This is a genomic window from Mesorhizobium sp. M0047, from assembly GCF_040323315.1.
Lineage (GTDB): Bacteria > Pseudomonadota > Alphaproteobacteria > Rhizobiales > Rhizobiaceae > Mesorhizobium.
Genome location: NZ_JAMYUW010000001.1, coordinates 210,026 through 226,826, shown reverse-complemented (window position 1 = coordinate 226,826; position 16,801 = coordinate 210,026). Strand labels below are relative to the sequence as shown.

General features: G+C 61.4%; 16 protein-coding genes. 8 read left to right on the top strand and 8 right to left on the bottom strand.

What is annotated here, in order from left to right; genetic code table 11:
- Positions 1 to 309: 309 nt before the first annotated feature.
- Positions 310 to 1,956: a pilus assembly protein TadG-related protein gene (locus NKJ89_RS01105; protein WP_352599141.1), complete on the top strand. Its 1,647-nt coding sequence runs from the start codon at positions 310 to 312 to the stop codon at positions 1,954 to 1,956.
- A gap of 36 nt (positions 1,957 to 1,992) precedes the next feature.
- Here NKJ89_RS01105 and NKJ89_RS01100 read toward each other — a convergent pair whose 3' ends face one another.
- Positions 1,993 to 3,921 carry an LTA synthase family protein gene (locus NKJ89_RS01100; protein WP_352599139.1) on the bottom strand — a complete coding sequence of 643 codons (1,929 nt, stop codon included), beginning with the start codon at positions 3,919 to 3,921 and terminating at the stop codon, positions 1,993 to 1,995.
- A gap of 276 nt (positions 3,922 to 4,197) precedes the next feature.
- On the opposite strand from NKJ89_RS01100, the gene fabD reads away from it, so the two are divergent.
- Together fabD and fabG are read left to right on the top strand one after the other, a co-directional pair.
- On the top strand, positions 4,198 to 5,151 hold the full coding sequence (gene fabD / locus NKJ89_RS01095) for an ACP S-malonyltransferase (RefSeq protein WP_352599137.1): 954 nt from the start codon (positions 4,198 to 4,200) through the stop codon (positions 5,149 to 5,151).
- Between the two features lie 56 nt (positions 5,152 to 5,207).
- Positions 5,208 to 5,945, top strand: coding sequence for a 3-oxoacyl-[acyl-carrier-protein] reductase (fabG, locus tag NKJ89_RS01090; protein WP_352599135.1), 738 nt, complete (start codon positions 5,208 to 5,210; stop codon positions 5,943 to 5,945).
- 57 nt (positions 5,946 to 6,002) lie between these two features.
- On the opposite strand, the gene NKJ89_RS01085 is transcribed toward fabG, so the two are convergent.
- Both NKJ89_RS01085 and NKJ89_RS01080 read right to left on the bottom strand, forming a co-directional pair.
- Entirely contained in the window at positions 6,003 to 7,883 is a 1,881-nt protein-coding gene (locus NKJ89_RS01085) for a putative bifunctional diguanylate cyclase/phosphodiesterase (protein WP_352599345.1), read from the bottom strand.
- A 109-nt stretch (positions 7,884 to 7,992) separates the two neighbouring features.
- Complete coding sequence (locus NKJ89_RS01080; protein ID WP_352599132.1) at positions 7,993 to 8,523, bottom strand: putative pterin-binding protein; 531 nt, start codon at positions 8,521 to 8,523, stop codon at positions 7,993 to 7,995.
- A gap of 401 nt (positions 8,524 to 8,924) precedes the next feature.
- Here NKJ89_RS01080 and NKJ89_RS01075 point away from each other — a divergent pair, with 401 nt between their 5' ends.
- Positions 8,925 to 9,161 carry an acyl carrier protein gene (locus tag NKJ89_RS01075; protein ID WP_006203723.1) on the top strand — a complete coding sequence of 79 codons (237 nt, stop codon included), beginning with the start codon at positions 8,925 to 8,927 and terminating at the stop codon, positions 9,159 to 9,161.
- Between the two features lie 34 nt (positions 9,162 to 9,195).
- Positions 9,196 to 10,458, top strand: coding sequence for a beta-ketoacyl-ACP synthase II (fabF, locus tag NKJ89_RS01070; RefSeq protein WP_352599130.1), 1,263 nt, complete (start codon positions 9,196 to 9,198; stop codon positions 10,456 to 10,458).
- Here fabF and NKJ89_RS01065 read toward each other — a convergent pair.
- Positions 10,446 to 10,718 carry a hypothetical protein gene (locus tag NKJ89_RS01065; protein ID WP_352599359.1) on the bottom strand — a complete coding sequence of 91 codons (273 nt, stop codon included), beginning with the start codon at positions 10,716 to 10,718 and terminating at the stop codon, positions 10,446 to 10,448. The genes fabF and NKJ89_RS01065 overlap by 13 nt on opposite strands.
- On the opposite strand from NKJ89_RS01065, the gene mltG reads away from it, so the two are divergent.
- From mltG to gmk, 3 genes are all read left to right on the top strand, one after another.
- Entirely contained in the window at positions 10,717 to 11,820 is a 1,104-nt protein-coding gene (gene mltG / locus NKJ89_RS01060) for an endolytic transglycosylase MltG (RefSeq protein WP_502904068.1), read from the top strand. The two genes, NKJ89_RS01065 and mltG, sit on opposite strands and share 2 nt — an antisense overlap.
- Before the next feature lie 157 nt (positions 11,821 to 11,977).
- Positions 11,978 to 12,868, top strand: a complete 891-nt coding sequence (locus NKJ89_RS01055; protein ID WP_352599128.1) for a YicC/YloC family endoribonuclease — start codon at positions 11,978 to 11,980, stop codon at positions 12,866 to 12,868.
- Positions 12,869 to 12,871: 3 nt separating this feature from the next.
- Positions 12,872 to 13,528, top strand: coding sequence for a guanylate kinase (gmk, locus tag NKJ89_RS01050; protein ID WP_013532512.1), 657 nt, complete (start codon positions 12,872 to 12,874; stop codon positions 13,526 to 13,528).
- Positions 13,529 to 13,534: 6 nt separating this feature from the next.
- On the opposite strand, the gene NKJ89_RS01045 is transcribed toward gmk, so the two are convergent.
- From NKJ89_RS01045 to NKJ89_RS01030, 4 genes are all read right to left on the bottom strand, one after another.
- Complete coding sequence (locus tag NKJ89_RS01045; protein WP_023761594.1) at positions 13,535 to 13,828, bottom strand: DUF1330 domain-containing protein; 294 nt, start codon at positions 13,826 to 13,828, stop codon at positions 13,535 to 13,537.
- A 67-nt stretch (positions 13,829 to 13,895) separates the two neighbouring features.
- Positions 13,896 to 14,735 (bottom strand): 16S rRNA (adenine(1518)-N(6)/adenine(1519)-N(6))-dimethyltransferase RsmA, encoded by an 840-nt coding sequence (gene rsmA, locus NKJ89_RS01040; protein WP_352599126.1) that lies wholly within the window; start codon positions 14,733 to 14,735, stop codon positions 13,896 to 13,898.
- A gap of 10 nt (positions 14,736 to 14,745) precedes the next feature.
- Positions 14,746 to 15,762 carry a 4-hydroxythreonine-4-phosphate dehydrogenase PdxA gene (pdxA, locus tag NKJ89_RS01035; RefSeq protein WP_352599124.1) on the bottom strand — a complete coding sequence of 339 codons (1,017 nt, stop codon included), beginning with the start codon at positions 15,760 to 15,762 and terminating at the stop codon, positions 14,746 to 14,748.
- Between the two features lie 13 nt (positions 15,763 to 15,775).
- Positions 15,776 to 16,702: a peptidylprolyl isomerase gene (locus NKJ89_RS01030; protein ID WP_352599122.1), complete on the bottom strand. Its 927-nt coding sequence runs from the start codon at positions 16,700 to 16,702 to the stop codon at positions 15,776 to 15,778.
- Positions 16,703 to 16,801: the final 99 nt, after the last annotated feature.

Below are 16,801 nucleotides of genomic sequence, written 5' to 3'. Positions count from 1 at the left end.
ACTTCTGGCATCACACGGAGGTTTTCGAAAACCTCCGGCCCTCCGTTCAGCCCCCAGCAAGGACCGGCAGATTGCGGGCGTCTATATAGCAATCCGGCTGCAAAGCAAGGGCAGACGACGTTTTACGAGTCGCGCGAGGCCAAAATCAAGCAGCAACCGTGGCCGGAGTTTGTGGTTTCCGCAACTTCGCCTTAACCACAAAGTCACGTGATGGGAGATGAAATCTCGCCGTAAACGGTCGATTCATCATCGAAGGGGCAAAAACCGGACAAGCCGCGACAAAAAGCGGCAGGCATTTCGGGGGTAAGAATGCTTCTCAAAAAGTTCTGGCGCTCGAAGAGCGCCAATTTTTCGCTTGTAATGGGTCTGGGCCTGCCGGTCATCCTGACAGCCGTCGGTTTCGCAACCGATGTCTCCACCCTCATGCGGGCCAAGAGCGATCTTCAGAATGCCCTCGATGGGGCAAACCTTGCCACTTCGCATCTTGGCGATCTCGACGTCACCCGCAATGACGCCTTCAACCGTTATTTCCAGGCCAATATCGTCGGGCACGGCGAACTCGGAAATGCGCAGGCGACGTTGAGCGTCGACAAGGGCATCAATTTCATCAAGACAAAGGCGGTTGCCACGGCGGACGTCAATCTGAACTTTGCCTTCCTGTTCGGCAACAGCAAGCACATCGCGGTCGATGCTGCCGCCGTCGAATCAAACAACCAGCTGGAAGTCGTGCTGGTGCTGGACAACACTGGCTCGATGGCCGGCGCGCGCATGACGGCGCTGAGGACGGCGACCAAATCGTTGCTCGATACGCTCGAATCGACAAAATCGCCGACGCGCCAGGTCCGCGCGTCGCTGGTTCCATTTGTTACAGCCGTCAACGTCGACGGTGACGAATTCGACCCGTCCTGGATCGATATGGACGGCAAGTCGTCCACCAACGGCGCCAACTTTCCGACCATCGACGGGAAGCGTCCCAATCACATGGCGCTCTTCAAACAGCTCAAGGAGACTGGATGGACGGAGCCCGGATGGAACGGTACCGGATGGAAAGGTTGCGTCGAGGCGCGACCGGGCCCCTTCAACATTTCCGACACGCCGCCCGATCCGAACAAGCCCGACACGCTGTTCGTTCCGTATTTTGCGCCGGACGATCCGGAAGACGCCCAGATGCCGTCTAGCTCCTACGGCAATTCGGCTAGATACTACAACAATTCCTATCTCGACGACGTCAGCGACAAGGTCATGCTCGCCAAGAAGAAGACCAACCTTCTCGGCATCGATCTCAGTGATCTCGTCAGCGATGTGTCGACGCCCGGCAAGTCCGACAAGGAAAAGATCGCCAAATATGTTGCCCCCGCCAAGGAACTCATCACCGAGACTGGCTCGCGCATCACCGTTGGTCCCAACCGCTCTTGCCCCACACCGCTCGTCCCTCTCACCAACGATTTTGACAAGCTGCGCAAGGCGGCAAGCGAGATGACCGAGTGGAACGGCTCGGGTACCAATGTTTCCGAAGGCTTGTCATGGGGCATGCGGGTGCTGTCGCCTGGCGCGCCCTATACCGGTGGCGCGCCATGGAAGACGCCTGGCATCAGCAAGATCGTACTATTGCTCACCGATGGCGAGAACGTTGTCTATGGCGCCAGCGAACAGCCGACAAAATCAGACTACACACCCTATGGCTATCTGGCGGGTGGTCGTTTCGGATCGGACAATCAGACGACCGCTGCGCGCAATGTCGACGGCTGGACCAAAAGCGTTTGTACGCAATTGAAGAGCGAGGGCGTGCAGATCTACACAATGGTGCTGCAATCCGACACCGCCGCCAACCGCACGCTTTACAGCGCCTGCGCTTCGAACCCGAGCGACTATTATGCCGTGAACGATCCGACCAAGCTGCCGAATGTGTTCCTGCAGATCGCCAACAAGTTCACGAAGCTGCAATTGACGAACTGAGCGCCCGACCGAACCGGTCCGGAAGGTCAAATCTGTTCAACTCGTATGGGCGACAACCTTGTCGATCGTTTCGGGGAAGAAGTCGGGCGCCGCATTGCGTTTGCCGAACATCATATCGTACTGCAAAAGGCGGAAATCGCGGATCGCCGGGTCGATCTCTTTCTGCCGCGCCCAATCGGGCGTGGCCTCGCCAGCCGGCGTCAGCAACAGGTTGCGGTCGACGACGCGATACCGTTCGCTCATCTGACCCAGGAAGCCGGTGTAGTAGGGATGAGTGATGCCGGCCGTCTTCAGGATATGATAGGGCAGGAAGGCCGGGCTGACGGCACCTATGTCTTCAGCAGGCCCGGTGCGGTTCGACCAGATGACCAGCGGCGTCTTGTGATGTTCGAGGGCGGCCTCGGGCGACGCTTCCTTGCGCGGTGCGACATTGTCCTTGAGGAACCCGGTTTCGACGTAGACCGGCCCCAGCGGCGGCAGATGGTCGCCGAAGAAGGCGATCACGGTCGGGCGGGAGCGCTTCTTCGCCCATTCGACGAGGCGTTCAAGACCACGATCGGCGTCGGCTGAGCCCTCGGCGTAGCTGAGCAGCGATTCGCGCGCCCATTGGCTGATCGGCGCCTGCACCGTATGCGTCGGATTGTAGTAGCGGTTCGGCTCATAGGGGCCGTGGTTTTGCAGGCTGACGGCAAAGAAGAACACCGGCTCGTCGCTGGCGTCCGCCTCGCTGATGATCTCGTCGGTCATCGCTGCGTCCGATGCCAGCGGCCCGCGCTTTTGCATTGGCGGCAGCGTCTCTTCCGATTTGAAGTCGTTGAACCCGAAATCAGCATAGACCGCGCCACGGTTCCAGAACCAGTTCGTGCCGGGGTGGATGGCGCGCGCCCGGTAACCCTGGCTCTTGAGGAAGGTTGCCAGCGAAGGCGTCGGCGTGCGCACGTACTGCTGATAGGGGATGCTTCCGGCAGGCAGGAACGCATTCGAGAAGCCGGTCAACGCCTCGAACTCGATGTTGGCGGTCATGCCGCCGAATTCCGGCGAGAACATAGAGCCCGAGCGCAGTGCCCGTACGTTGGGGATCGGATCTGGCTTGATGCTGACTCCGGGCAGCTTGGTCGGATCCCAGAAGGATTCGCTCATGACGATGATGATGTCGGGCTTCTCGGCCGGTACCGAGGCGCTTACATCAGGCCTGCCGATCGCGGCAATTGCCTTGTCGGAATAGCCCGGTGGCGCCGAGACATGCGCCATCGGCACGTTGAGAGCAAAGGCCAGCGCAAAACCGTTGGAGGCATAGTTCTCCTTCTGGTCCCACATGATCGGTATGATCTGCAGCCGATCCCTGGTCCAGGAGAAGGTGGCGTAATCCATGATCGAAACGAAGAAGGCGAGCAGCGGCACTGCCAGCGTCAGCCGGGCAAGGCGCCCCTTGCGGCTGAGCGCCGGTACCTTGCGGCGCCACAGCCGCCAGCCGTAGACGAGCAGCGACAGGCCGGCGACGATGCCGACGACCATGGCGAGCGCGGTCATCGGCCGGTCGCGCACCAGCAGCGGCAACAGCGCGAAGATCTGGCGGGCATAGAGGAAATCGGTCGGATAGAGCGGATCGCCGAGATAGTGAGACTTCTGGTGACCGACGAAAGCAAGGGAAAGCGTCAGCGGCGCGACAATCATCAGGCTCTGGTGGCTGCGCCCAAGCACCGCATCGAGGCCAACCAGGATCAGCGCAAACACGACAATGGTGGTCCAGCCCGGCTTGAGCGGCTGCAGGAAGAAGGAGACCGTGCCGGCAAAGTCGCCGCGCACGATCAGTTCGATGGCAAACACCAGGATGGCAGCGATGGCCAGGCTGACCAGACCATAGCGCACGACCGGCCATCTCCTGCCCGGCAGGTAGCCGGTGGAGGGGTCGTCTTCCAGGAACTGTGGCGCGGCCTTACCGGCGCGTTTTGAACTCTTTGCCACTTTTGATTTCCCCACCCAGCGACAACACGTCACTCGATTGTCATGGATTTGTCACGCAATGCTAGCGCCTGTAAGCAAAATAAGAAGAGCCAGCAAACGAATCGTGAGCGGTTTTCATCAGGTGTGATCGGCAAAAAGCTTTTCGGAATAGGCACTCGGCGGGTGACACTGCCGTCAGGAAGGATTGAAGTGGCTTGACTTGGCAGCCTGCCTTGCGTCACAGGCAAGCAAAACTCGTCTACCAGGCAAGCAAAACCAACCCTTGGGAGCCCTCGCATGGCCGTTGCATTCACCTTTCCTGGACAAGGCAGCCAGGCTGTCGGCATGGGCAAGGATCTCGCCGACGCCTTTCCGGAGGCGCGCAGGATTTTCCAGGAGGTCGATGACGCGCTCGGCGAAAACCTGACGAAGCTGATCTGGGAAGGACCGGAAGAGACGTTGACGCTGACCGCCAATGCGCAACCGGCGCTGATGGCGGTGTCGCTGGCCGCGATCCGGGCGCTGGAAGCGCGTGGTTTGTCGCTGAAAGGCAAAGTCGCCTATGTCGCCGGCCATTCGCTGGGCGAATATTCGGCGCTCGCGGCGGCGGGCTTCGTTTCGGTTGCCGATGCCGCCCGGCTCTTGCGCATCCGTGGCAACGCCATGCAGGCGGCGGTGCCGGCCGGCGAGGGCGCTATGGCGGCGATCATCGGACTGGAGCAGGCCGATGTCGAAGCTGCCTGCGCCGAGGCCGCCCAGGCGTCCGGGAAGGGCTCTGTCTGCCAGGTGGCGAACGACAATGGCGGTGGCCAGTTGGTCATTTCCGGTGCAAGAGCCGCGGTGGAACTGGCGGCAAAACTGTGCACTGAAAAGGGAGCCAAGCGCGCGCTGATGCTGCAGGTGTCTGCGCCCTTCCACTCCGCGCTGATGACGCCCGCCGCCGAGATCATGCGCGAGGCACTCGCCAGCGTGGCGAAGGCCGCGCCGATGGTGCCCATCGTTTCCAACGTCAGCGTCACCCCGACCAATGACCCCGACGAGATCGCGCGGCGTCTGGTCGAGCAGGTGATCGCCCGCGTGCGCTGGCGCGAGACAGTGGAATGGCTTGGGGCAAACGGAGTCACCACGCTTTATGAGATCGGCGCCGGCAAGGTGCTTTCAGGATTGGCGCGGCGCATCAACCGCGACATCGCCACGGCCCCGGTCGGCTCAGCGGCCGAGGTCGAGGCGGCGCTGGCGGCGCTTGCATAAAGCGTCATTCGATCCCATCCCTATAAAAGAGTGTTCTTCTCAATCAGGAGACAAAAATGTTCGAATTGACCGGCCGCAAGGCGCTCGTAACCGGTGCATCCGGGGGCATCGGCGAGGCCATCGCCAGGGTGCTGCATGCGCAAGGCGCTATCGTCGGCCTGCATGGCACCCGCGTCGAGAAACTGGAAGCGCTGGCTACCGAGCTTGGCGACCGGGTCAAGCTGTTCCCAGCCAATTTGTCGAACCGTGACGAGGTCAAGGCGCTCGGCCAGAAGGCCGAGGCCGATCTCGAAGGTGTCGACATCCTCGTCAACAACGCTGGCATCACCAAGGACGGGCTGTTCGTGCGCATGTCGGATGCCGACTGGGACACCGTGCTCGAGGTCAATCTGACCGCAGTGTTCAGGCTGACCCGCGAGCTCACCCATCCGATGATGCGCCGCCGCCACGGGCGCATCATCAACATCACCTCGGTCGTCGGCGTCACCGGCAATCCCGGCCAGACCAACTACTGCGCCTCCAAGGCCGGCATGATCGGCTTTTCCAAATCACTGGCGCAGGAGATCGCCACTCGCAACATCACCGTCAACTGCGTCGCCCCGGGCTTCATCGAATCGGCGATGACCGGCAAGCTCAACGACAAGCAGAAAGAGGCGATCATGGCGGCGATCCCGACGCGCCGCATGGGCACCAGCGTTGAAGTCGCGTCCGCCGTCGCCTATCTCGCCTCCAACGAAGCCGCCTATGTCACGGGCCAGACCATCCATGTAAACGGCGGCATGGCGATGATCTGACCGGACTGTGGCTTCCCCGCGCATCCGCTTTGTTCGGGATGAGTCTTCGAACAATGACTAGGCGGAGAGGCTCAGCTTGAATTTTCCTGCGCTTCTCGTCCTGCCGCGCCGGGCAATCATATGATTTGTCAGCACGGTTTCTTCGATGGGCTTCGACATGAAGAACCCTTGAGCGCGGTGGCATTGTTCGGCGATCAGAAAATCTAGCTGCGCTTCGTTTTCCACCCCCTCGGCAACGACTGTCAGGCTGAGCGAATTGGCCAGCGCTATGATCCCTCGCACGACATTCTGCTTTTTCGGGGAAGACGCCAAATCGCTCAAGAAGGACCGGTCGATCTTCAACTGATCCAGGTTGAAATCGGCGGGATAGCCGAAACTCGCATAGCCGGAGCCAAAATCGTCGAGTGCCAAACTGACTCCGATGTTTCGAATTTCGGTCAGGATAAGCAAAGCGCTTCGGCTGTTCTGGACAAACACCCCTTCAGTGATTTCCAGCTGCAGACGTGACGCCGGCAGTCCCGTTTGTCGCAACACTTCAACCAGGTGGGTGAAGTAGACGTCGTTCTGAAGACTCTTGCCTGAAACATTTGCCGAGCAGACAAAGTCCTCCGGGCAAATGGGCAGCCACTGCGCTGCCTGCCGGCAAGCCTTGCTCAAGACCAATTTGTCTAGTTCCAAAATCAGGTCGCTTCGTTCGGCTGTTGGAATAAACGATATTGGCGGCCGAATCGCCCCTGAGATCGGGTCGCGCCAGCGGACCAGGGCCTCGGCACCGGTCATGCGGCCGGTTGCCAACTCGAATTGCGGTTGCCAGACCAGGAAAAATTCGTCGCAATTAAGCGCTCGCTTGATTGCGGCCTCTTCGCCAAGTTGCACATCGATTTGGCTGAGGATTGCAGGAGAAAATGTCACCAGATCAGCTCGCCCCTGGGCTTTTGCGGCGTAGAGAGCGCTATCCGCATTGCGCATCAAGGTTGAAATGTCCGCACCATGCTCCGGAAAACTGGCCATGCCGATGCTTGCGCCAACTCGAACTTGATGGCCTTCCAATTCGGCAAACCCATTCAACTGCTCCCGAAGGCGATTGCCGAGAGCTTTTTCGGCCGAATGCGCCACTCCAATCTCGATGACGGCGAACTCGTCTCCACCCAGTCGAACCGCAAATACATCGCCGGGACGTTCGATCAACTGCAGGATTTCGGCGACGGCTTTCAGCAGGAGATCGCCAACGTGATGGCCGAACGTATCGTTCACATTCTTGAAATGATCGAGGTCGACCAGGTAAAGGTGGAGTTGCTTGCCAGCTAGCTTTGCCTGATCCAGCAAATCGTCTCTATTGGCCGACATCCAGGCACGGTTCTTCAGGCCAGTAGTCGCATCACGCCAAGCCAGAAATTCCAGTTTCTTTATGGTCTCACGGCGGCCGATAAGCAACACGGCCGTTCCGATTGCAAGTAGTGACAAGATCGCCAATGCGAAGGCTATCTGATAATTAAATCTATTCAGGCTGATTTCCGAGCCGTAGAGATCGGCGTGTACCTGTTCGCCAAATTTATAATACTCATCATTCATTCGGGCTACGATCTGATCGAGTTCAAGCCCCATTTCCTTCAATCTGTCTGCATCGAGAGGTAGCCCGGCCGCGATCAGCGCATCAATCCGCGTTACCGAGTCGTTGACGCGCGGCACTATCGCCGCATAGGCAGGAATTTCGCGACTCGTTCCACTGCCGTCGACCCGTTCGAAGCGGACATAGACCAGATCGTTTGCCGCCAGTAGCTGATCGAGGCTTACTGCGGACGTGGGCGCGGCTTGAGCGAGCGAAACCATATCCCGCAAGTGCGTCACGTCGCGTATGGCGATGTGGAATTCGCGGATGGCGAAAAACCCGAACCGGGGCAGCGAGGACTCTATCTTGCTGATGCTGAGAAACAACACCGTGATCAAGATGCCCGAACAGGCCACTGCCGCAGCTATAGCTGTCCCGTATGTAACCGGAACTCGCCAGCCCGTCTTTCCAAACCTTGCCATCAAGGTCACGCGGGCGCTAGTTGCCGGACTCGATCGCCTTGATCAGCCAGACCCATCGTGGTTTGCGAATCGGCGTATCGAAGCCGGGATAGTCATTGAGGGGGTATACGAGCCGGGTGGGGCCCTGGGTGCGTCGGGTCAGCAACTTTCCGTCCTGTCGCGTGGCGAGCAGGAGAGGACCGTCGGTCCAGTCCTCTCTCGGAATTATCTGCACATAGTCGTCGACGGCTCGCAGAACAACAGAATCCTTGCCCTCCAATCCAACCAGCTTGAGCACATCGCTGAACAGGACGCCTTCAAACGTAAGCTGGCCGCTTTCGAAAGGGCTTGGGGTGGTGATCTTATAGAGGCCGAGCTTCTCCAGCTGCCTCAACGTGATCGGAGTCGATTCACCGTTCTTCTGGATATTGAATGCAACTGTGTCCGGCGGTTCTGGGAGCTTTATGGATTCCAATGCCCTCGCAGGCAGAATGCCAAGTGCGAAAACCGCCAGTACGACTAGGCAGCGCTTGATTGTCAGGCGATTTTTGTTGAGCAAGGATGACATGCGTCCACTCCTTTTCTTATTGTCGCAAGCCGGCGCCACCGTCGCCGAGGCGCCATTTCTTGGCGGAATCATTGACGCTACCATGGCCGAGTAACTTTTCAGTTAGCAGCCTATCTCCAATGTTGATTTTCGTCTGGGTGGTCGGCATGCCCAGGAAGCCCGTTTTGATATGCGACGGGTGGGATGGAGCAGGGTCGCGTCGGAACCCGCTCAAAGTCATCGGAGAAGGCCCATTTCGGCTTGGACCTCAGCCGATTTTCGTGTAATGCGGCCCGCAACCCGGCGGTTCGGGCAAAAACCGGTCCGTAGCCGTTGCGTTTCCGGCAGGACCATCTTTCAGCTTGATTAGCGGCATTCTGCCCGCTAACGAAGACAGACAAACAAAAGACGAGGATGCCCAAATGAGTGACACCGCAGAGCGCGTCAAGAAGATCGTCATCGAGCACCTTGGGGTCGATGCCGACAAAGTGACGGAGCAGGCGAGCTTCATCGATGATCTGGGCGCCGACAGCCTTGACACGGTCGAACTCGTCATGGCGTTCGAAGAAGAATTCGGCGTCGAGATTCCTGACGACGCAGCCGAGACCATCCTGACCGTCGGCGATGCGGTGAAATACATCGACAAGGCTTCGGCCTGACACTTTCCGCAGTCATCACCGGGGAGGACCTGCGATGAGGCGTGTCGTCGTCACGGGCCTTGGGTTGTTGTCGCCGTTCGGCATGGGCTTCGAGCACGGCTGGAAGGAATTGCTGACCGGCCGCAGCGCTGCCAAGCGCATCACCGAGTTCGAGGTGGAAGATCTTGCCTGCAAGATCGCCCACGTCATTCCGCGTGGCGACGGCAGCAATGCCACCTTCAATCCCGAGGCCGTGCTCGAGCCGAAGGAATTGCGCAAGATCGGCGACTTCATCCTGTACGGGATTGCCGCCGCCGACGAAGCGCTGAAGGATTCCGGCTGGGAGCCGAAGACGCACGCCGAGCAATGCGCCACCGGCGTCCTGATCGGCTCCGGTATTGGCGGCATCGAAGGTATCGCCGAGAACGCGATGATCCTCAAGGAACGCGGCCCCCGCCGCATCAGCCCTTTCTTCATCCCGGGCCAGATCATCAATCTTGTCTCCGGGCAGGTTTCGATCCGTCACGGGCTGAAAGGCCCTAATCATGCCGTCGTCACGGCCTGCTCCACCGGCGCCCACGCCATCGGCGATGCCGCCCGGTTGATCATGTGGGGCGATGCCGACGTGATGCTGGCAGGCGGCGCCGAAGCGCCGGTGACGCGGCTGTCGATCGCCGGCTTCGCCGCGTGCCGGGCACTGTCGACGGAACGCAATGATTCGCCGCAAACGGCGTCGCGCCCCTATGATCGCGACCGTGACGGCTTCGTAATGGGCGAGGGGGCCGGCGTTGTCGTGCTCGAGGAGCTCGAGCATGCCAAGGCGCGCGGCGCCAAGATCTATGCCGAGGTCACGGGCTATGGTCTCACCGGCGACGCGCATCACATCACCGCGCCCGCCGAGGATGGCGATGGTGCCTTCCGTTGCATGACGGCGGCGTTGAACCGGGCCAAGCTGGCCCCTGCCGATGTCGATTACATCAACGCGCACGGCACCTCGACCATGGCCGACACGATTGAGCTCGGCGCCGTCGAGCGGCTTGTCGGCAATGCTGCATCGAAGATTTCGATGTCGTCGACCAAGTCTTCGATCGGCCATCTGCTTGGGGCGGCGGGTGCCGCCGAAGCGATCTTTTCGATCCTTGCCATCAGAGACAATGTCGCCCCGCCGACCATCAACCTCGACAATCCGGAACGCGAAACCGCGATCGACCTGGTGCCGAACAAGCCGCGGGCCCGCCAGATCGACGTGGCGCTGTCCAATTCCTTCGGCTTTGGCGGAACCAACGCGTCGCTGGTCTTCCAGCGCTACAATGGCTGATCGTCCGGCTGGCGGGCGCCGCTTTGGCGTGCCGTCAATTTTGCCATATTCGCCCCTACTCTACCGCTGGGGATTCGTTGGGCGATCAAACGGTAGGGCGAAATGAACACAAATCCGGCAAGCAACGGAGAATTGGGGCAGCGGCCCGCGACATCCAGTCCGATCGTGCCGAAAACGGCCAGCGAGGCGTTGCGGCCGGAGGCCGGCACGCCGCCGCCGAAGCGCTCGCGAGCATCACGCAGCCAACTCGTGGTGTTCATGAACTTCGTCATTTCCTCGGTGATGCTGATGGTTCTGGCGGCCGGCGTCGCGGTCTATTTCGGCAAGCAGGAATTCACCGAACCCGGCCCCTCGGCCAATGGCGACACCTTCCTGGTCAAGCCGAACACCGGTGTCCAGGACATCGCCGACCAACTCGAACGCCGCGGACTGGTCAGCGACGCTCGGATCTTCCGCCTTGGCGTGCGCGCCTTCGGCAATGATTCCGCGCTGAAGGCCGGCGAGTACGAGATCAAGCCCAGGGCTTCCATGCGCGACATCATGGAGCTTTTGAAGAGCGGCAAGTCGGTGATGTATTCGCTAACCGTTCCAGAGGGGCTGACGGTCGAGCAGGCGCTGCAGCGCATCGCCGACGAGACTGCCTTGAGTGGCGATATGCCGGCGACCATTCCTTCGGAGGGCAGCCTCGCCACCGACACGCTGCGATTCACGCGCGGCGCGACACGCCAGCAGATGATCGACAAGCTGCTGGCCGATCAAAAGAAGCTGGTTGATGATGTCTGGCAGCGGCGCGCGCCGGATCTGCCGCTGGCCAACGTCGAAGAGTTTGTGACCCTGGCTTCGATCGTTGAGAAGGAGACTGGCAAAGGTGACGAGCGTTCACGGGTTGCCGCCGTCTTCCTGAACAGGCTTGCCAAGGGCATGCGCCTGCAATCCGATCCAACCATCATCTATGGTCTGTTCGGCGGCAAGGGCAAGCCGGCGGACCGTCCGATCTACCAGTCCGACATCCAGAAGCAGACGCCCTACAACACCTACTTGATCAACGGCTTGCCGCCGACGCCGATCGCCAATCCCGGTCGCGCGGCGCTGGAGGCGGTAGCCAATCCGTCGAAAACGGACGACCTCTATTTCGTCGCCGATGGTAACGGCGGGCACGTCTTTGCCGCGACGCTGGAAGAGCACAATGAGAATGTCGCCCGCTATCGCGCCTTGCAGAAGAAGCAGGCAGATGAGGCTGCCAAGACCATCAACACCAGTGGCGCCGGGGACGGCAATGTCGACAAGCCCGCTGACGCTGGGGCCGCTGGGCCGGCTGACGATGGCGACGACAACGGCGGTGACGCGGGCGCTGCCCAGTAGAATAAAGAAGGGCCTTGCCCACTAGGCGACGCCCTGACATTTGCAAAAGCGCCGCGCGTCCTATTTTGAGGCGTCTGCGGCGCAGTCATTTTCAAGCCGCACTTGCTCCTCGCCGTAAAGCCGGTTTCGGGGTGTGCGCCAGGGACGTGTGGGCGATATGAATTTGCAGAGCATGACCGGATTTGCACGTGCCGTCGCCGAGCATGAAGGCACCTCGATTGCCTGGGAGGTCAAGTCCGTCAACGGCAAGAGCGTCGAGATACGGCTGCGATTGCCGCCAGGCTTCGAGCGGCTGGAACCAGCCGTCAGGCAGACACTTCAGAAGCGTTTTGCACGCGGCAATTTCCAGGCGACGCTGACCATCGGTCGCGCCGCCGGCGCGCTGGCGCAACCGGTCGTCAATGAAGCCTTCCTGAAGGATCTGGCAGGGCTCGCCAAGCGGCTGCAGGAGCAATTCGGCTTTGCTCCCGCGACATCAGACGGATTGCTTTCGCTGCGCGGCGTCCTCGACATTCCCGAAACTGTCGAAACCGAAGAGGCGAGGGCTGCGCTCGATGCCGCAATCATGGCCGCGCTCGAGGTGGCCCTGAAAGGGCTCGAACAGGCGCGACAAAGCGAGGGTGCCGCGCTGGCTTTTCTGTTGTCGGGCCATATCGACATAATCGAGGTGCTGACGCTGCGGGCCGAGGCGGATCCGTCGCGCGAGACGGCGGTGATCCGCGAACGCATTGCCGAGCAGGTCAGGCTGCTGATGGACGCTTCCGCCAATCTGGACGCGACCCGGCTGTACATGGAGGCGGCGTTCCTCGCCACCAAAGCCGATATTCGCGAAGAGATCGACCGGCTGAAGACGCATATCGCATCAGGTCGGGCACTGCTCGAAGGCGGCGGCGCAATCGGCCGCAAGCTCGATTTTCTGGCACAGGAATTTAACCGCGAATCGAATACGCTATGTTCGAAGTCGAATGCCGCTGCCGTTACCGCGATCGGGTTGGAGCTGAAGGCGGTGGTCGACCAGTTTCGTGAACAGATCCAGAATCTGGAGTAGCCGATGGTTGCCAAGGATTTGGGGTCCCGCATTCGCCGCCGGGGCCTGATGCTCGTCCTGTCGTCGCCGTCTGGCGCCGGCAAGTCGACGATCGCGCGCAATCTTCTGGAAAGCGATTCCAGTCTCGAACTGTCGGTCTCCGTCACCACCAGACCGCGCCGCGGCAGCGAGATCGAGGGCGTCCACTATCATTTCCGGACGATGCGCGAGTTCGAGCGGCTGCGCGATTCCGACGCGCTGCTGGAATGGGCCGAGGTTCACGGCAATTGCTACGCGACCCCGCGTGAGCCAGCCGAACTGGCGCTGTCTGAAGGACGCGACATGCTGTTCGACATCGACTGGCAAGGTGCCCAGCAACTCAAGGAGAAGATGCGCGCCGACATTGTCTCGATCTTCATCCTGCCGCCATCGATGAAGGAATTGAAGGCGCGGCTGAAGCGCCGCGCCGAAGACCAGGAGGCGGTGATCGAGACGCGGTTGAAAAACGCCCGCAACGAGATCGAGCACTGGAAGGAATATGATTTCGTCATCGTCAATGACGACCTCGACCGCGCCTTCGCCGAAGTGCGCGGCATCGTCGTCGCCGAGCGGCTAAGGCGCGATCGCCGGCCAGGCCTGTTCGACTTCGTCTCGGGACTGTTGGACGAGAAGACGGGCTGACCGGCTTCAGGGCGCTATGCCATCGACCAGGATCAGGTTGCGGCTGAGCGCTGCATCGCGCACGTCCAGTGCCGACGCGTACTCGGCGGAGGCGTACCAACGCCTGGCCCGTTCCATGTCGGGAAATTCGACGACGATCAGCGGTCCGGGATGCCACATGCCTTCCAGTGTCTCTACCCGTCCGCCACGCACCAGATAGCGCCCGCCATGCTGGGCGATAGAGGTCGCCGCGCGGGATCGGTAGGTCTCGATGGCCTCTTCGTCGCGGATCGTGACATCGGAAATGACATAGGCGGGCATTTTGGTCCTCCGGCGTGTCCGCCAGATTATCTATGCCTCGAGCAAAACGCTTCCAGACCCGCCGGCACTACACCGCATTGGTCAGCCGCACGAATTCCTCGACGCTGAGCGTCTCGGCACGGCGTGTCGGATCGATGCCTGCACGGGTGAGCAGCGCCTCGCCCCCCAAGCTTTTCACGCTCTGCCGCAGCATCTTGCGGCGTTGGCCGAAGGCGGCTTCGGTGACGCGGCCGAGTTTTTTCACCTCGGCGGCCAGCGGAGCCAGGCGCGGCACCAGATGCACCACCGAGGAGGTGACCTTCGGCGGCGGCGTGAATGCCTGTGGCGGCACGTCGAAGGCGATCCTCGCCTCCGTCCGCCAGCCGGCAAGAACCCCGAGCCGGCCATAGCTGTCGCTGCCGGCGGGCGCGACGATGCGCTCGGCGACCTCGCGCTGGAACATCAACGTCATCGAGGTATAGAAGGGCGGCCAATCGCTGACCGTCAACCAGCGCACCAGCAGCTCGGTGCCGATATTGTAGGGCAGGTTGGCCACAATCTTTACCGGGCCACCGCCCCCGGCCGCGCGACTGGCTAGTGCCGCGAAATCGGTCTTCAGCGCATCGCCGGACACAATCTCAAGCCGGTCGGGATAATGGTCGGACACTTCGGCAAGCGCTGCCAGGCAGCGTTCGTCACGCTCGATGGCAATGACGTGGCGCGCTCCGTTGGAGAGCAAGGCGCGGGTCAACCCGCCAGGACCGGGACCGACCTCGATCACGGTTGCATCGGACAAGTCGCCGGCGGTGCGTGCGATCTTGCCCGTGAGGTTCAGGTCGAGCAGGAAATTCTGGCCGAGCGCCTTCCTTGCCTGCAGCCCATGACGCTCGATCACCTCGCGCAGCGGCGGCAGCCCGTCGACGCTCATGCCTTCGATCTCATGCGGCAACCGGTCCCGTGTTCGTGTCGGCCAATTGCCGGGCAAGCTTCAATGCCGCCATCAGGCTGTCGGGCCGCGCCACGCCCTTGCCGGCGATGTCGAAGGCGGTGCCGTGGTCGGGCGAAGTGCGGATGAAGGGCAGGCCGAGCGTGACATTGACCGCCTCGTCGAAGGCCAGCGCCTTGGCCGGGATCAGCGCCTGGTCGTGATACATGCAAAGGGCGACGTCGTAGCCGGCCCGCGCCCGGGCATGGAACAACGTATCGGCGGGCAGGGGACCGAAAGCATCGATGCCCTCGGCACGCAGGATTTCGATTGCCGGACGCACGATCTGCTCGTCCTCGAGGCCCATGGCGCCGCCTTCACCGGCATGCGGATTGAGCCCGGCAACGGCCAGCCGTGGCTTTGCGATGCCGAAGCGGCGAGCGAGGTCGGCGGCGGTGATGCGCGCGGTGGCGACGATCAGTTCGGTGGTCAGGGCCTTCGGTACTTCGGCCAGCGCAATGTGGATGGTAACGGGGACGGTGCGCAGGTCGGGGCCTGCCAGCATCATCACCGGCATCGCCTCGACGCCGCTGTGCCGGGCCGTCAGATGCGCCAGATATTCGGTGTGGCCGGGGAAGCGGAAGCCGGCATCGTAGAGCGGCTTCTTGGCGATGGGGCAGGTGACGACCGCCAAAGCTTCGCCGGCAAGGCAGTCGGCGACGGCACGGTCGATGGCCTCGATGGTTGCTGCGGCATTGGCCGGGTCGGGCCGGCCAGGGCTGTCGATACTGTGGGCAGTCAGCGGCACGATCGGCAGGGCGCCGGCAAAGACTTGCGCCGCTTGTGATGGTGTCGTTTCGACGATCGGCAGCGAAATGCCGAGGAGGCGCGCCCGCGACACGATCAGCGCCGGATCGGCGAGCAGATAGAAGGGAGGCAGGGCGGCGGCCTCGCGCGCCATGAAAGCAGCGATGGCGATCTCCGGCCCGATGCCGGACGGATCGCCGGCGCTCAACGCGAGCGCAATCATTGGGCTGCCCACGTCAGCGCTTGACGATGCGGGCTTTCGCCTTCAGCTCGTCGACATATTTCTTGCTGAGTTCGTCGGCGTTCTTGTCGCCGGAGCCTTCGTTCTCAAACACCATCTGGGCGACCTTGTCGTCTGACACTTCGCGCGACGAGCAGATACCGATGAATTCGACGCCGCGTTCGGTCGCGCGTGTGACGGTGGCGCCACCGACCTTGGTAGCCTTGATCTGCTCGGCCCAGTCCGGCGGCAGCTGCGGTGCCAGCACCCGGCCCAGATCGCGAACGGTAACGTCGATCAGACCCTTGGCGAATTCGCGGGTCGTGTTGCAGCCGCTGAAGCGGGCACGCATTGCGTCGGCCTCGCGCTTGCGCTTAGCCAGCGTTGCGCTGCGTTCGGCCGCCGGCACCACGAAGATGACCTGCTGCAGCATGTACTCGGTAGCGCTCGGCTTGGCGCCGCCTTTTTCGAGCATCTTCCTGACAAGATCCTGTTCGCTAACGGCACCGGTACCATCGCCGGAACGGTAGCGCGCGCTCAAGGCCTGGTTCCAGGCCATTTGGGCGCGAATGAATTCCTTGAAGTGGCTCTTGCCGACGCCTGACTTCTCCATGACGCCGTCGAGCTGGCTGAGCTGCATCTTGTTGCTCGAAGCAAAGCGTTGATATGCCGCCTCGACCTGCGCGTCGCTGATGCGGATACCAAGCCGCTTTGCTTCGGCCATGCGCAGCGTCTGGTCGATCATTTCCTGGCCGGCGTCACCCTTCTTGCGCTGCAGCTTCAGAAAAGCGGCGCGATGGGCGATGTCGCCGGTGGTGACCGGAATGTCGTTGACGACGTATTTGATCTCGCTGGCGAAAGCCGGTGGCGTCATCACGGTAAGCGACAGGGACGTCGCTGCCACCAGCAACGCGAAACCTGCTGAAAAGAGGTATTTCCTCATCGTTGGTATCCCAATTCTATCCCGGCTCCGCCCAATTTCAGCTTTTCCAGGTGCGCGAAATCCGTGCCAGCCCTATGCGGCGAAACGATGTCGCCGACT

What these genes read in the sequence shown, in the direction of transcription:
- NKJ89_RS01105 (WP_352599141.1), top strand. Translation starts at nt 310, where the DNA reads ATGCTTCTCAAAAAGTTCTGGCGCTCGAAGAGCGCCAATTTTTCGCTT.
- fabD (WP_352599137.1), top strand. Translation starts at nt 4,198, where the DNA reads ATGGCCGTTGCATTCACCTTTCCTGGACAAGGCAGCCAGGCTGTCGGC.
- fabG (WP_352599135.1), top strand. Translation starts at nt 5,208, where the DNA reads ATGTTCGAATTGACCGGCCGCAAGGCGCTCGTAACCGGTGCATCCGGG.
- NKJ89_RS01080 (WP_352599132.1), bottom strand. Translation starts at nt 8,523, where the DNA reads ATGTCATCCTTGCTCAACAAAAATCGCCTGACAATCAAGCGCTGCCTA.
- NKJ89_RS01075 (WP_006203723.1), top strand. Translation starts at nt 8,925, where the DNA reads ATGAGTGACACCGCAGAGCGCGTCAAGAAGATCGTCATCGAGCACCTT.
- fabF (WP_352599130.1), top strand. Translation starts at nt 9,196, where the DNA reads ATGAGGCGTGTCGTCGTCACGGGCCTTGGGTTGTTGTCGCCGTTCGGC.
- mltG (WP_502904068.1), top strand. Translation starts at nt 10,717, where the DNA reads ATGAACTTCGTCATTTCCTCGGTGATGCTGATGGTTCTGGCGGCCGGC.
- NKJ89_RS01065 (WP_352599359.1), bottom strand. Translation starts at nt 10,718, where the DNA reads ATGAACACCACGAGTTGGCTGCGTGATGCTCGCGAGCGCTTCGGCGGC.
- NKJ89_RS01055 (WP_352599128.1), top strand. Translation starts at nt 11,978, where the DNA reads ATGAATTTGCAGAGCATGACCGGATTTGCACGTGCCGTCGCCGAGCAT.
- gmk (WP_013532512.1), top strand. Translation starts at nt 12,872, where the DNA reads ATGGTTGCCAAGGATTTGGGGTCCCGCATTCGCCGCCGGGGCCTGATG.
- NKJ89_RS01045 (WP_023761594.1), bottom strand. Translation starts at nt 13,828, where the DNA reads ATGCCCGCCTATGTCATTTCCGATGTCACGATCCGCGACGAAGAGGCC.
- rsmA (WP_352599126.1), bottom strand. Translation starts at nt 14,735, where the DNA reads ATGAGCGTCGACGGGCTGCCGCCGCTGCGCGAGGTGATCGAGCGTCAT.
- pdxA (WP_352599124.1), bottom strand. Translation starts at nt 15,762, where the DNA reads ATGATTGCGCTCGCGTTGAGCGCCGGCGATCCGTCCGGCATCGGGCCG.
- NKJ89_RS01030 (WP_352599122.1), bottom strand. Translation starts at nt 16,702, where the DNA reads ATGAGGAAATACCTCTTTTCAGCAGGTTTCGCGTTGCTGGTGGCAGCG.